Source organism: uncultured Senegalimassilia sp., assembly GCF_902464545.1.
Lineage (GTDB): Bacteria > Actinomycetota > Coriobacteriia > Coriobacteriales > Eggerthellaceae > Senegalimassilia.
The window spans coordinates 15,174-28,929 of sequence record NZ_CABQJR010000020.1; the positions used below are offsets into that span (position 1 = coordinate 15,174).

A 13,756-nucleotide genomic window follows, 5' to 3' on the forward strand; every position below is an offset into this window, starting at 1 on the left:
GGCGCGAAAAGCGCGCCGCAAAAGCGTTTCGTTCGATTCCCATGGTAGTTTATCCAACAAGGTGTTGGGAAAAAAGCGACAAGATATCGGTTTTGTCACGATTTTCGGGCCTGTTTTCGGGCGATGCACCTGTTGGATAAGGTTATTTCGCCTGGTCTTCCCGCATTCTCCGTCTGCAATACCTATGAAGGGTTGGGTGGGTGAAACGGGATAGTTGACAAGGGTGCTAGAATTATCAGCTGGTATTTGCTGTAATTCGAAGGGACGTGCTATGTCAGGGCATTCTAAGTGGGCAACCACGAAACATCGCAAGGCTGCGCAGGACGCTAAGCGCTCTGCGTTGTTCTCCAAGCTGTCGCGCAACATCACCGTTGCTGCCAAGGAGGGTGGCGACCCGAACCCCGACAACAACGCGTCGCTGGCCGCCGCAATCGAGAAGGCAAAGGGCTATTCCCTGCCCAAGGACAAGATCAAGACCGCCATCGACAAGGCCTTCGGTTCCGGTAAGGACGCCGCGAACTACGAGACTGTCGTGTACGAGGGCTACGGCCCCTGCGGCGTGGCCATCCTCTGCGAGGCGCTGACCGACAACCGCAACCGCACCGCTGCCGACGTGCGCGCCGCATTCACCCATGCGGGCGGCAACCTGGGCACCTCCGGTTCCGTTTCCTACATGTTCGAGCGCAAGGGCCAGATCATGGTCCCCAAGGAGATCGAGACGGGCGACAAGAAGCATCCCATGGGCCCGAACGGCGCCGCTGCCGATGAGGAAGAGTTCGAGATGGCCGTCATCGAGGCCGGCGGCGACGACTACGAGGACGCCGATGAGGAGTGGATCGTCTACACCCAGCCGTCCGACCTTATGGCCGTGAAGAAGGCCCTGGAAGAGCAGGGCGTGCAGGTCAAGGGCGCCGAGATGACCATGGAGGCCACCACGCCCGCAACCGTCACCGCCAACGACGCTAAGAAGGTCATGCGCCTGGTTGACAAGCTGGAAGAGCTTGAGGACCTGCAGAACGTGTACCACACCATGGATATCACCGAGGAGATCGCGGCTGCTCTGGACGAGTAAGCGCGCGGAACATCCTTCGCGAACGAAAGGCCTCCCTGGCGGGAGGCCTTTTTGCGCGCTGGGGCCTTGCGTCGGGCGGATGGTTTTGGAAAGAAGCAGGGGCGGGAAAATCGTTGAGGGAATGCGAACATCTGTGTGGTAGTATGTCCACGAACAAATGTTTGAACGGATAAGGCGGGCGGATGACGGAACCTCGAACGATTTTGGGCATAGACCCGGGTTTGGCGAACACGGGCTGGGGCGTGGTGCGGCAAGACGGCCCGCGTATGGAATGCGTGGCGTACGGGTGCGTGTCCACTCCTGCGGGTGCGGAGCTGTCGCAGCGCTTGGCGAAGATCCACGAGCAGATCTCGGCCGTGATCAGCCGATTCGAGCCCGTGTGCCTGGGAATCGAGACCGTGTGGTTCGGGCAGAACATCACCGCCGCTTTCGCTACGGGCCAGGCGCGAGGAGCGGCGTTGGTGGCGTGCGCCCAGCATGGGCTTTCGGTCGGCGAGTTCACGCCGCGGCAGATCAAGATGGCCGTGGTGGGCACCGGCTCGGCCGATAAGGCGCAGGTGCAGTATATGGTGAAGAAGCTGCTGAACCTGCAGGTGGAGCCGAAGCCCGATCACGCCTCGGATGCGCTTGCGGCCGCCATCTGCTATACCACCCACGAGGGGTTCGGAGGAGTCGGCGGCGCTAATGCGTTGGCGAAGCTGGAAGCGCGCGGCCGCGTGATGGCCGGCGCGGGAACGGGCGGCGCCGCCGGCGCGGCGGCGCGTAAGATTCTGGAGGAAGGTGCGCGATGATCGCATTTCTGAAAGGCGCGCTGGCGGGGAAAACCGCCGCGTGCGCGTATATCGATGTGCAGGGCGTCGGATATGCCGTCGGCATGTCGCAAGGCGCGCTTTCGAAGCTGCCGGCGGTGGGCGAACCTGTGCAGGTGCATACCTATCTGCAGATGTCCGATAACGGCATCGCTCTATACGGGTTCTTGACGCTTGAGGAGAAGGCGCTGTTCGAGCGCTTGATCGGGGTCAGCGGCGTAGGTCCGAAGGTTGCGCTGGCGGCGCTGTCCTCGTTCACGCCCGAGGCTTTGGTGGCGGCGGTGCAGGCGCAGGATGTGGCTGCGGTGCAGAAGATCCCGGGCGTGGGCAAGAAAACGGCATCGCGCATCATCCTGGAGTTGAAGGGTTCGTTCGATCAGGGGCTGGCAAGCTTGTTCGATGCTTCGGGTGCGCCCGCTTCGGCGACTGCGGCTGCGGCCGAACGCCTGAAGGGCGCACGCGAGGCGTTGCTGGCGCTGGGGTTCGCCTCAGCAGAGGCAGATGTTGCGTTAAAGGGCGCGCCCGAAGGCGCGGATGAGAACGCGCTGATAAAATATGCCTTGAAACGTTTGGGTAAATAACGGGGCAAATGGATGACGGAGCTTGAGCTTTGGCTGATGGAGTGAAAATAGAGGGAATGGTGTTCGAAGCGGGTTCCGGTTTCGATGGCGGGTCTGCGTCGGCGGCTCCTGTCGGTGCGACCGACCCCTCGCAGCGTGCGGTCACGCCGGATTTGACCGAGGATGACCTTGCGCTCGATCGCAGCTTGCGGCCGAAGCGTCTGGGCGATTATCTCGGCCAAACGAAGATCAAGGAGTCGCTTGCCATCTTGATCCAAGCTGCGCAGGAGCGCGGCGACGTTGCGGATCATATCCTGTTCTCGGGACCTCCGGGCCTGGGCAAGACCACCCTTGCTACCGTAGTGGCCAACGAGCTGGGCGCGAACATCAAAACCACCAGCGGTCCCGCCATCGAGCGTACCGGAGACCTTGCGGCTATCCTGACGAACCTCGAAGAGGGCGACGTGCTGTTCATCGATGAGATCCATCGTCTGAACCGCATGGTGGAAGAGGTTTTGTATCCCGCGCTTGAGGATTTCGCGTTGGACATCGTGGTAGGCAAGGGACCGGCGGCTCGTTCCATTCGCTTGGACCTGCCGCGGTTCACGCTTATCGGCGCTACCACGCGCACGGGTCTGCTTACCGGGCCTTTGCGCGATCGTTTCGGCATCGCGTTCCGCCTGCAGTACTACACGCCCGAGGAGCTGGCTTCCATTGTGCAGCGCTCTGCTTCCATTTTGGATGTGCCTATCTCGTACGACGGCGCGTTGGAAATTGCGCGTCGCAGCCGTGGCACGCCTCGTTTGGCAAACCGTATGCTCAAACGCGTGCGCGATTGGGCACAGGTGCGCGGTAACGGCGTCATCGACGAGGACGTGTCCGCGCAGGCGCTGAGCTTTTTCGAAGTGGACCCGCTGGGGTTGGATGCGGTGGACAATCGCATCTTGGAGCTGCTGTGTGTGCAGTTCGGCGGACGTCCGGTGGGGTTGACCACGCTGGCGTCGGCGTTAGCCGAGGACCCGGATACGCTTGAGGACGTGTACGAGCCGTACCTGATGCAGCAGGGCCTGCTCATCCGCACGCCGAAGGGCCGCCAGGCAACAGAGCGAGCGTACGAGCATTTGGGCATTTTCCACGAACCGACGAATAGCTAGGAGCGCCGATGTTCGAGCAAGACTATCTGATGAAGCTGCTGTTGGCCTTTTACCAGGCGATGTTCAAAAGCCTGCGTCGCGTCACTGACGAGGATGAAGATCCGAAGGAAGCGGCCGATACGCTGGACGAGGTTGTCGGGAACGCCGTTGGGATGGACGGCGCCAGTTTGCTGTCATTGACCCCGGAATCCGTCGTCGGCGTGCTGCAGGTCTCCGGCACTGATCCGCGTGTGACGGAGTTCATCGCGCGTAGCTTGTTGCTATCGTCCGAGTACCTGACGCAGGCGAAACAAGGTGCGCTGGCGTCATTGCGCGTGGAGCAAGCGCGTGCAATCGCTGATGCGTATGGGATCGATTTGCCTGACGACCCCACCGACCTGTCGGACTTGAAGGAAATGGCCGAGCAAGCTAACGCCTAGCAAAGGGAGATGACGGGAGCGAATATGGCGAAGATCGTAGCGGTTGATACCGACTTCGAGGATAACTACCTGGAAGAGACTATGGCTCGGGAAGCGGGCATCGAGTTCGAGGTCACCCGTGGCCGCACCGCCCAGGCGGTTATCGATGGGTTGTTGAAGACCAGTGCAGATGCAGCAGTGACGTCGTATGCGATGTTCCCGCGCGAGGTGTTCGAAGCTTGTCCGAACCTGAAGGCGGTCAGCCGCACAGGTGTCGGGTACGACGAGATCGATGTGGAGGCCGCAACCGAGCATGGCGTTGCCGTTTGCAACGTGCCAGGCTACGGTACGGAAGTGGTGTCCGATCACGCTATTACGCTGGCGCTTTCGGTTTTGCGCCGGATTAACGAGCTTGATGCCGATATGCGTCGCGGTGTGTGGGATTATGCGCGCACGCGTCCGCTCGGGCAGTGCCGCGGTCGCGTGTTCGGCGTCGTCGGCATGGGGGAAATCGGCAGAGCGACGGCCAAGAAGGCTGCCGGTCTGGGTTTTGAGGTGGTGTGCTGGTCGCGTAGCTTGAAGCCTGGACGACGCACCCCCGAAGGATATCCGGTGTTGCGTTTGGATGATTTGTTGCAGCGGGCCGATGTGGTTAGCTTGCATACGGCGCTTACCCCCGAGACGCATCATCTGATCAACGCCGAACGCCTTGCCATCATGAAGCCGGATGCTGTGCTGGTGAACACCGCTCGCGGCGCTGTGGTGGATACCGTGGCGTTGGCCCAGGCGCTTTGCGAGGATAAGCTGTGGGGCGTGGGCTTGGACGTGTTCGAACAGGAGCAGCCCTTCGACTTCGACCATCCCATCATGAAGGCGCCGCACACCGTGCTTTCGGCGCACGCGGCGTATTGGTCGGAGGAATCCGGCCGCGAACTGCGCGAGCGCGCGATGCAAGCGGCTATCGACGCTGTGCAGGGCCGGGTTCCGGTTGATTGCTTGAACCCTTGCGTGTTCGATTTATCTGCGAGGTAGTGCTTGACGATGACGTAGCGTCATCCGTTACAGTAGTGATTTTTCGGCAGGGTAGATGTCGGTTCGTGGGGTGAAGCAGGACATGGGAGAACAAAGTAGCCAAGACTTGATGACGGTTGGAGAATTGGCTTCGCGCGTCGGCGTGACGGTTCGAACCATCCAGTACTACGATCAACGCGGGCTGCTGCATCCCACATGCAAAGGAGAGCAAAATCTTCGCTTGTATTCCTCGGCTGACGTCGACCGTCTCAATCGCATAATCACGCTGAAATACCTGGGGCTTTCGCTTTCCCAGATTCAGGAGGGCGAAGGGAGCGACCCCGACGATGAGCTGACTGGCGCTTTGGCGGAACGTGAAGCGGAGCTTGAGCGTGAAAGCGCGAGGATTCTTCGGGATATGAATGCGTTGCAGAGTTTGCGCGCGCATCTTGCTGTGGCCGATCATGTGGATTGGAGCGAATCTGCATCCGCCGTTGGGAGCGTGCGGGATCGTGAGGACATGCTGTGGTCTGCCATCACCGGCGAATCGCTTGAGGGTTGCCCGATTCCCGAGTTGACTCGTGAAGAGGTTATCTGCTGGCATCAGCTGATGGGCGACACGATCGAGGCAATGCATGACGGTGTTTTGGCAACCGATGAGCGCGCGCGAGCGCTTGCAATTCGTTTTTCCAGCTTAGGGGGTATGCCCCATGCCCTTGCTGGTTTGAAGCGCTTGGCGAACCAACGCAGCTCGGGGCCGAAGCAATACGGTCGTGACTTTTATGCTGGTATTCAACGGCGCACACTGAGTTTTTTGCAAGATGCGCTTGATTGTTCTCGCTCTGATATGCGGGAATAGCTGCACAGGTACGCTTATCGTTGTATTGACGGCGACGTAACGTCGCTCGGTACCGTTTACCCTGTAGTGATAACTTGATCAGAGGGGGAGACGATGATCGTATCGTGGATGACCACGAATCGATGCAACCTGAAGTGCGCTCATTGCTATCAAGACGCAGATGAGTGCGATAACCGAGAGCTGTCGACCGAAGAAGCGCGTGCGATGATTTCCGACATTGCACGTGCAGGTTTCAAGATCATGATTTTCAGCGGTGGTGAGCCGCTTATGCGTGATGACATTTTCGACTTAGTGGCTCATGCGGCATCATGCGGACTCCGCCCGGTATTCGGCAGCAACGGAACCTTGATCACGCAAGACGTTGCGCGAAAGCTGAAAGCGGCGGGTGCGTGCGCTATGGGCATCAGCATTGACAGCCTTGACGCGGAAAAGCATGACAAGTTTCGAGGAATCAACGGTGCGCATGCAGCAACGCTGGCAGGAATCGAAGCCTGTAAAAGCGTTGGCCTGCCATTTCAGATTCACACCACCGTGGTTGATTGGAACCGTGACGAGGTGTGCGACATCACTCGGTTTGCCAAAGAATTGGGCGCGATGAACCATTCGGTGTTCTTCTTGGTGCCGGTCGGGCGTGGTAAGGACATTTCAGACGAGAGCATCGACGTTGAGCAAAACGAGCAGTTGCTCGCTGATATTTTGCGCGCCGGTCGTGATGCCGGCATCGAGGTCAAGCCTACGTGCGCGCCGCAGTTTATGCGTATTGCCGAGCAGATCGGTGTTGAAACGCGCTATACGCGAGGTTGCTTGGCGGGGCTGACGTACTGTGTGGTCGGAAGCGAAGGCATTGTGCGCGCGTGTGCATATATGACTGAAGATGCCGGTGACGTGCGCAAACAGCCGTTTGATGAGATTTGGCGCACCAGTCCGGTGTTTCAAGAGCTGCGCACGCAGGCATATAAGGGCGCGTGTGGATCGTGCGATTATAAGGGCGTTTGCGGCGGATGCCGCGCTCGCGCTGCGTATTACCACGACGGGGACATTTTGGCGCAGGACGATTATTGCGCATGGGGCATGAAGAGCGCAGCACGGGATGCGTCCGGCGTATCGGTTGCTTAGCGGCACGTATCAATCCAAAAGGAGCAAGCAATGAACAAAGTTGCAAAAGGCGCCGTTGCGCTTTCGTGCGTGTTGGCTATGGGCGCAGGATCGCTTTCTTTAGCGGGGTGTGCGTCGCAAGGAAACCCCGTTGCGTCTGATGCGGGCGAAACGGAGACGTCGGCCACGCAAGGCGCGTATACCTTTACCGATGATTTGGGCCGCGAAGTGACGGTCGCGTCGCATAATCGCGTGGTTGCCGGCATGGGCAGCTTCGCAAACGTGTGGGAGCTGGCCGGCGGCACGCTGGTTGGAGCGTCCGATGACGCTTTCTCCGATTACCACATTGCGTCGGATGCGCAGAAGATCGGCGATTTTTCGTCGCTCAACGCCGAATCGATTATCGCGCTCAACCCCGATTTCGTGATTTTGACAGGGTCGAGCAGCGGCCGCGGTGGCGGCGTTGCGCAAACCGAGCTGGCTGATACGCTTACGGCGGCGAACATTCCCGTGGCGTATTTCAAGGTAACCACGTTCGACGACTATCTGCGCATGCTGCGCACGTGCTGCGATATCACAGGCGACGAGCGGGCGTATGCGGAAAACGGCCAGGGTCCGGCAGATAGGATCGCCGAGATTTGCGCCAAGGCAGAAGGAAAGCAAGCTGGCAGTGCCGTGGTGCTGACCACGTATTCGGGTGGCACGCGCGTGCAGTCGTCCTCGACGCAGACGGGAACCATGCTTGCCGATTTGGGCGCGCAGAACATCGCCGATTCCGATAAGGGCCTGTTGTCCGATTACAGCATAGAGGCGCTGATTCAGGATAACCCGCAAACCATCTTCCTTCTGCCTATGGGAAATTCGGACGAGGCGGCGCAGCAAGCGCTGGCCGAGCAGACGACGCAGAACCCGGCATGGGCGCAGCTTGATGCGGTGAAGAACAATCGTGTGGTGACGCTTGATCCGCAGTTGTTCCAGTTCAAGCCAAATGCTGAGTGGGATCAAGCGTATCAAGTCCTGTTCGACGCGCTGTACGGCGAATAGGTTGATTCGTGCGTAGGAATCGACTCAAAACGGTCGGGGCGACGGATTGTGCGCAGCGCCGCTTTCGCGTGATGCTGCTTGTCTTGCTTTTGGCTCTTGCCGGCGTGGTGTTCGCTGGTCTGGCGCTGGGGTCGTCATCTATTGGCGCGAACGACGTGGTGGCGTACGCTACGGGCAACGCGTCCGACATGGCAGTGAACGTGCTGGCGAACGTGCGCGTGCCGCGTGTCCTTGGGGGCGTGCTTGCCGGTGCTGCGCTTGCCGAGGCGGGCGCGCTTATCCAGGCAACGCTGAATAATCCGCTGGCCAGCTCAAACATTATCGGCGTCAACGCTGGATCCGGCCTGTTCGTTTTGCTGTTCGCATGCGTGGCTCCGCATGCGCTGGGCGTGTCGGCAGCTGGTGCGTTTGCGGGCGCGCTCGCTTCGGCGTTGCTGGTGTTCTTCGTGTCGTTGTACGCGGGGGCCTCGCGCCTGACCATCGTGCTTGCCGGCATGGCGCTCACGTCCATATTCACGGCGGGAATGAATGCGATTCTCATTTTCAATCCGGACGCCTACGTGAACTCATCTGGGTTTTTGGTCGGAAGCCTTTCGGGCGTGATGGCGTCTGAGCTGGTGATTCCCGGGTGCGCGATCTGTGTCGGGCTGCTTGTTGCGGCAGGCCAGGGAACGCGTCTTAACGTCTTGTCGTTGGGGGATGAGGGTGCGCACGCGCTGGGGCTGAACGTGCGGCGAACCCGGCTGACGTTGCTTTTGCTTGCGGCCTTGTTAGCGGGTGCCGCGGTTTGCTTTGCCGGCCTTATCGGATTCGTCGGGCTAGTCGTCCCCCATATCGTTCGCTTCTTTGTCGGCCACGACAACCGTCGCGTATTGCTGCTTTCGCCTGTTGTCGGGGCCATCGTGGTGTGCGCGTGCGACACCGTTGCGCGCACGCTGTTCGCGCCGTTCGAAATCCCTGTGGGAATTTGCATGGCGCTGATAGGCGGCCCATTCTTCATTTATCTGATTCTTCGTTCGCGGAAAGGAGAAGTCGATGGGCGCTCTTGAGTTTGACGACGTCGTTTTCGGATACGGCAGCGGCCTTTTGTTCGACGGCTTTTCCGCGTCGTTTCCGAAAGGGAGTATCAGCTGCATTGTCGGGCCGAACGGCTGCGGGAAATCAACGCTTGCGAAACTTGCCATGGGGCTGGTGAAGCCGACGTCGGGGCGCGTGTGCGTCGCCGGGCGCGACGTGTCGTCGTTGGCTGCTCGCGAGCGAGCGCGTCTTTTGGGCGTGTTGGTGCAGCAGCAAGAGGTGCCCATGATGACGGTACGCGAGCTAGTGGCGTGCGGAAGGTTTCCATGCTGCGGGTCGTTTTCGCGCTTGAGCAGGGCAGATGAGGAACGCATCGACGAGGCGCTTTTGCTCGCCGGCGTGTCCAAGTTACGCGATCGTTCGCTGCAGAGCTTGTCGGGCGGGCAGCGGCAGCGCGTGCGCATGGCCATGGTGTTAGCGCAAGGCACGCCGATCGTGCTGCTTGACGAGCCAACGTCGTTCATGGACGTGGCGGCGTGTTTCGATATGGTGCGGCTGATCCGCCAGGTTCGGCAGCGTGGCAAGACGGTTATCGCGGTGATTCACGATTTGAACCTGGCTCTTTCGGTTGCCGACCAGGTCTTTGTGATGGAGCGAGGGCGCTTGGCTGCGCAGGGAGAGCCGACGGATGGCTGCGTTCGTGGTGCTATCGAGCAGTCCTTCGGCGTACGCTTGGAGCACGTGCAGACAAGTTACGGCACAGCCTGGGTTCCTTTCGAGTTGCGTGAATGAATCTGCCTCCGTGGCGTTCTAGCTCGCCATCTTTTAACAGGTGGCGAGCTGTACCTGCGAGAAGTGGGCGTTCGCGAGATGTGAGCCGCGACACGCGGAAGTTAGCGGGCGTCCGCATGCGATCAAAGACAGCGGTCTTGCGGGACGAAAGCGTCGATGCCCGCCTTGCGTCTTATAGGCTGCGTTGCTGGTACAGCCCGTTGTCGGCGAAGCCTTGCTTGCGGTAATAGCCGCGTGTGCCGATGGCGCTGATCACGTTTATGGCGGTGTAGCCGTTTTCGCGGGCTATATCGCAGGCTCGCTCGATGAGCATGCGGCCGAGGCCTCGGTGCTGGGCGTTCTCGCCGCCTTGATGCAGGCCCGCCACGCGTCCGTATACGTGCACCTCGCGGATCATGGCCTCGCCTGAATGGATGGGCAGGTCGGAGCCGTGCGCGTTGACGTAGTCGGCATTCGGCATGGACAAGCGCAAAAAGCCCGCGATGCGGTTGTCGGGCGTGATCCATTGCAGGAACACCTCGCGGGTGTTCGTCGTTTCGTAGGCGATTTCCGACAGCGAAAGCTCGTCGTTTGCGGCGGCCCCGAAAGCGATCTCGCGGGAGCGGATCTCCTGCACCGGCCGGGCTCGTTTCGCAAGTTCCAGGTCCACCAGCTGGCGCAGGTTCACCTTCTTGTTGCCGGTCATGATATCGTGTGCCGAGATGTCGCGGATCATGCGCGAGATGCGCGTGAACGGCGGCGTGACCAGCACGTCATCGGCTAGCAGGTTGACCAGTTCCCGCTCGGTATAGGGCCGCCAGCTGCCATCGCGCCAATGTGCGACCAGCCCTGTGCCGTCCACAAGCGCGCAAGGATACAGCTTGATTTCATCGGGCTTGAAGGCGGGATGTTCGACCATGCGCCGATAATCCGCGGCGTCGCTTTCGGGCGTTGCGCCGAGCAGGTTCGTCATGAAGTGCGCGTGCGTTTTGAAGCCGAAGATGCGGGCAAGCTCGAAGGCCTGCTGCATGCGATCGACGCCGATGCCGCGATGGTTCGCGGCAAGAATGTGCTCGTCAAGGCTTTGGATGCCCATTTGCAGCTTCGTGCAGCCCAAGCGGCGCAGCATGGCAAGCCGTTTTGGCGTGACGGCATCGGGGCGGGTTTCCACGACCAGCCCCACGCAACGGTGCTCTGCGGCTTCGTTTTCGCGTTGCAAGGTTTCCAGCTGGGAAAACGTTGCGGTTTGCCATTGTGCGGCAGCGGCCCAGCCGTTATTGGAGGTGCCGTCCTGCAAGTTGTCGAGTGCGAAAGACTCAAAGGCGGCGACCTGTGCATCGTCGGCTGCGGCAGAGCAAGGGGGAGCATCGATGGCTGCGGCATTGCGCTCGATTGATCGACGCTGCAAAAGAGCATTGTCGATCTCAGTGTTGCTGTTATTCGTTCGAGCGCGCAAGCGGGCATCGTCCGCACGGGCTCCGCAGGCGTATAGGGTTCGAACCGTTTCGTTGTAGGAGGCGTTGCCGGCGGTGATGCGAGCCTGGGCTTCGGCGGCCCAGCTGGCAAGGTCGTCTCGTTCGCAGGCTATGGCGGCGCTTTGGTATTGCTCGCGGCGCGTCTCGGATTCGCGCTCCACCGTGGCTTCACAGCTCATGTCGTTCAGGGCGCGGAACAGCTCGTGCATGTACCAGATCTGGTACGCTTCGGGGTAGTCGCTCCAGGTGCCGCCCAGCACGATCAGCTCCACCTTGTCGGTGACGTGCCCCATTTGATGCAGCGTGCGCAAACGGGCGGTGACCTGCAGATACGGGTCGAACCAGTTGCGCTCGGCGCGTTGGCAGGCCGGCTCGTCGTGCAGGTAGCTTTTCGGCATGCGCACATCGTTGGGGCAGTACAGGCATGCGCTTGAGCACGGCCAAGGCTTCGTGAGCACGGTGACGGTGGCCACGCCGGATGCGGTGCGGCGCGGTTTGACCTGCAGCGTCCGAACCAGCAGGGCCTCTTCGGCGGGCGAAATGCCCCAGCTGCGCCATTGCTCCGGGTTGTGCTCCTTCGCTTCCTGATAAAACGGCAGCAGCTTCTTTTTCGCCACATAGCGAACGGGGCCGGCGACCTCGCGGTTCCGGGCGCGGATGATGCGGTCGAGCGCATCGGGGGCAAGCGGGGCGTTGGCGCGGCGGATCTCGCCGAGGATGTTCTGCAGTGTCTTTTCCATAGGCAGTATTGTACGGCATCGCGCAAAAGGGCGAAGGGGCGGTGCGCCCGTGTCGAGAAAAGCCGTGGAACTCTGCATATCGGGTCGCGTGAGACCCCCATCACGAGCGCCACAGCATGGATGCCAGGGGCAGGGCGGGTCGGCCGACGAGCAAACCGCCCCGGCTTTGCCTCATTATGCTTGGGCGTGCGCGAAGCTAGGGACCAGATGTGCGACGGCTATGGTTGGTAACGGGGTCGATCGCGGGGCCTGATCGTGCGGCAGACATGGAAGCGGCAAGAAGCGTTTCGGGCTTTGGGGAGCGCTCGACATCGGTTCTTTCTGCGCAATGCCGGCATACTCGTGAAGGCTTTGCGGAACGTGCGCGGCGGTTCCATGCAAATGGTCGACGGATTGGGGCTTGGATGATGCAGAACGCTTATCGAAAGTATGCCTAAAATGGGCAATGACCAGGCGTTATCCGCTTATCGAGAAATCAGTTCCCAAGTGATGTTGGTTTAGTGCCATTTAAACGGCCACGTTAGAATTAAAGGAAAGGACGAAACGAAGCAACGATGGGAACGCCCGTGGACAAGCCGCTTACATATCTGGACAACGCCGCAACGACGCCTCCTTATCCGGAAGTGCTTGCGCGTATGCATGAGGTCATGATGGACGGCTGGGGCAATCCTTCGTCGCCGCATGTGGTGGGGCGACGCGCCAAGGAAATGCTCGAGGATAGCCGCGCGATCATCGCCGATGTGCTTGGCGTGGATGCCGACGAAATCTACTTCACGTCCGGCTCGACGGAATCGAACAACCTGGCCATACGCGGGGCGTGCTTGGCTCAGCGCGAGAACCCAGGCAAGATCATCACCTCCACGCTCGAGCATTCTTCGGTGACCCGAGCCGTTCGCGGCATGCGCCGTGACCATGATTGGGATTGCCGTTACGTCGATGCGCCCGACGGAGGCTTCGACATGGAGCAGCTGGCGGAGCATCTGCAGGACGGTCCTACGTCGCTCGTCTCGGTAATGCGCGTGCAAAACGAGACGGGTTGGATCTTCCCTGTTCCTGAAATCGCACAGTTGCGTGACGAGCTTGCTCCGGGCGTGCCGCTACACTGCGATGCCACGCAGGCGTTTTGCAAGATGCCGGTCAACCCGCGCGAATGGGGCGTGCAACTGCTCACGGCGGGTGCGCACAAGATCGGCGGGCCGCGCGGCATCGGCATCCTGTACGTGCAGCGTGGGCTTCCCATGCATACTACCGCGTTCGGCGGCAACCAGGAGCGTGGTTTGCGTTCCGGCACCGAGCCGGTGTTCCTTGCCGTGGGCATGGCGGAAGCCGTGCGCATCACGGCGGCGCATATGGAAACGGACATGGAATACGCAGCAAGCCTTCGCGAGCGCGCCATCGAGGGCTTGAAACGCGAGATTCCCGACGTGGTGGTGCATGCACCGGAAGGCGGAAGCCCCTACATTCTGAGCATCAGCGTGCCTGGTTTGCCCAACGCCGTGTCGGTGAAGTATCTGTCCGGTCGCCGCGTGTGCGTGTCGCGCGCCTCGGCGTGCGAGGAGAACCACACCACCGTCGCGCCGGGCACGTGGCGTCCGAAGCATCCGTTGTCGCTGCAGGCGGCGGGCATCCCGCTTCGCGAGGGCAAGGAAACGCTGCGCGTGAGCTTCTTCCATCGCAACACGCCGGAAGACGTCGACCGCTTCGTTGCCGTGCTGGCGCAATGCGCGCGAGAGATGCGCGAGTCGTAAGGA

Annotated in this window: 13 protein-coding genes; 12 read left to right on the top strand and 1 reads right to left on the bottom strand. The window is 60.7% G+C overall.

Annotated features, from left to right (window positions below; all coding sequences use genetic code 11):
* The first annotated feature begins 271 nt into the window (after positions 1–271).
* The 11 genes from RDW26_RS06615 to RDW26_RS06665 all read left to right on the top strand — a co-directional run bounded on the left by RDW26_RS06615 (position 272) and on the right by RDW26_RS06665 (position 9,811).
* Positions 272–1,072, top strand: coding sequence for a YebC/PmpR family DNA-binding transcriptional regulator (locus RDW26_RS06615; RefSeq protein ID WP_042436615.1), 801 nt, complete (start codon positions 272–274; stop codon positions 1,070–1,072).
* A gap of 182 nt (positions 1,073–1,254) precedes the next feature.
* Positions 1,255–1,863, top strand: coding sequence for a crossover junction endodeoxyribonuclease RuvC (gene ruvC / locus RDW26_RS06620; protein WP_307982981.1), 609 nt, complete (start codon positions 1,255–1,257; stop codon positions 1,861–1,863).
* A complete protein-coding gene (gene ruvA / locus RDW26_RS06625) occupies positions 1,860–2,462 on the top strand; it encodes a Holliday junction branch migration protein RuvA (protein ID WP_307982982.1) in 603 nt (200 codons plus the stop codon). Before ruvC ends, ruvA begins: the two co-directional genes overlap by 4 nt.
* Positions 2,463–2,518: 56 nt before the next feature.
* The gene (gene ruvB, locus RDW26_RS06630) at positions 2,519–3,595 is read left to right on the top strand and encodes a Holliday junction branch migration DNA helicase RuvB (RefSeq protein WP_374110313.1); all 1,077 of its coding nucleotides are present in this window, start codon (positions 2,519–2,521) and stop codon (positions 3,593–3,595) included.
* 8 nt (positions 3,596–3,603) lie between these two features.
* Positions 3,604–4,014 carry a hypothetical protein gene (locus tag RDW26_RS06635; protein ID WP_281624086.1) on the top strand — a complete coding sequence of 137 codons (411 nt, stop codon included), beginning with the start codon at positions 3,604–3,606 and terminating at the stop codon, positions 4,012–4,014.
* A 24-nt stretch (positions 4,015–4,038) separates the two neighbouring features.
* Positions 4,039–5,025, top strand: coding sequence for a C-terminal binding protein (locus RDW26_RS06640; protein ID WP_307982983.1), 987 nt, complete (start codon positions 4,039–4,041; stop codon positions 5,023–5,025).
* A gap of 82 nt (positions 5,026–5,107) precedes the next feature.
* Positions 5,108–5,863 (top strand): MerR family transcriptional regulator, encoded by a 756-nt coding sequence (locus tag RDW26_RS06645; RefSeq protein WP_307982984.1) that lies wholly within the window; start codon positions 5,108–5,110, stop codon positions 5,861–5,863.
* A gap of 93 nt (positions 5,864–5,956) precedes the next feature.
* The gene (nirJ2, locus tag RDW26_RS06650) at positions 5,957–6,979 is read left to right on the top strand and encodes a putative heme d1 biosynthesis radical SAM protein NirJ2 (protein ID WP_307982985.1); all 1,023 of its coding nucleotides are present in this window, start codon (positions 5,957–5,959) and stop codon (positions 6,977–6,979) included.
* A 30-nt stretch (positions 6,980–7,009) separates the two neighbouring features.
* Complete coding sequence (locus RDW26_RS06655) at positions 7,010–8,002, top strand: ABC transporter substrate-binding protein (RefSeq protein WP_307982986.1); 993 nt, start codon at positions 7,010–7,012, stop codon at positions 8,000–8,002.
* Between the two features lie 83 nt (positions 8,003–8,085).
* Positions 8,086–9,051, top strand: coding sequence for an iron ABC transporter permease (locus RDW26_RS06660; protein ID WP_307982987.1), 966 nt, complete (start codon positions 8,086–8,088; stop codon positions 9,049–9,051).
* Positions 9,038–9,811 (top strand): ABC transporter ATP-binding protein, encoded by a 774-nt coding sequence (locus RDW26_RS06665; protein ID WP_298628185.1) that lies wholly within the window; start codon positions 9,038–9,040, stop codon positions 9,809–9,811. The genes RDW26_RS06660 and RDW26_RS06665 overlap by 14 nt, the downstream gene beginning before the upstream one ends.
* Positions 9,812–9,983: 172 nt before the next feature.
* Here the strand turns inward: RDW26_RS06665 and RDW26_RS06670 are convergent, their stop codons facing one another.
* Complete coding sequence (locus RDW26_RS06670) at positions 9,984–12,005, bottom strand: GNAT family N-acetyltransferase (RefSeq protein ID WP_307982988.1); 2,022 nt, start codon at positions 12,003–12,005, stop codon at positions 9,984–9,986.
* A 554-nt stretch (positions 12,006–12,559) separates the two neighbouring features.
* Between RDW26_RS06670 and RDW26_RS06675 the strand changes: the two genes are divergently transcribed.
* Positions 12,560–13,753, top strand: coding sequence for a cysteine desulfurase family protein (locus RDW26_RS06675; RefSeq protein WP_307982989.1), 1,194 nt, complete (start codon positions 12,560–12,562; stop codon positions 13,751–13,753).
* Positions 13,754–13,756 lie beyond the last annotated feature (3 nt).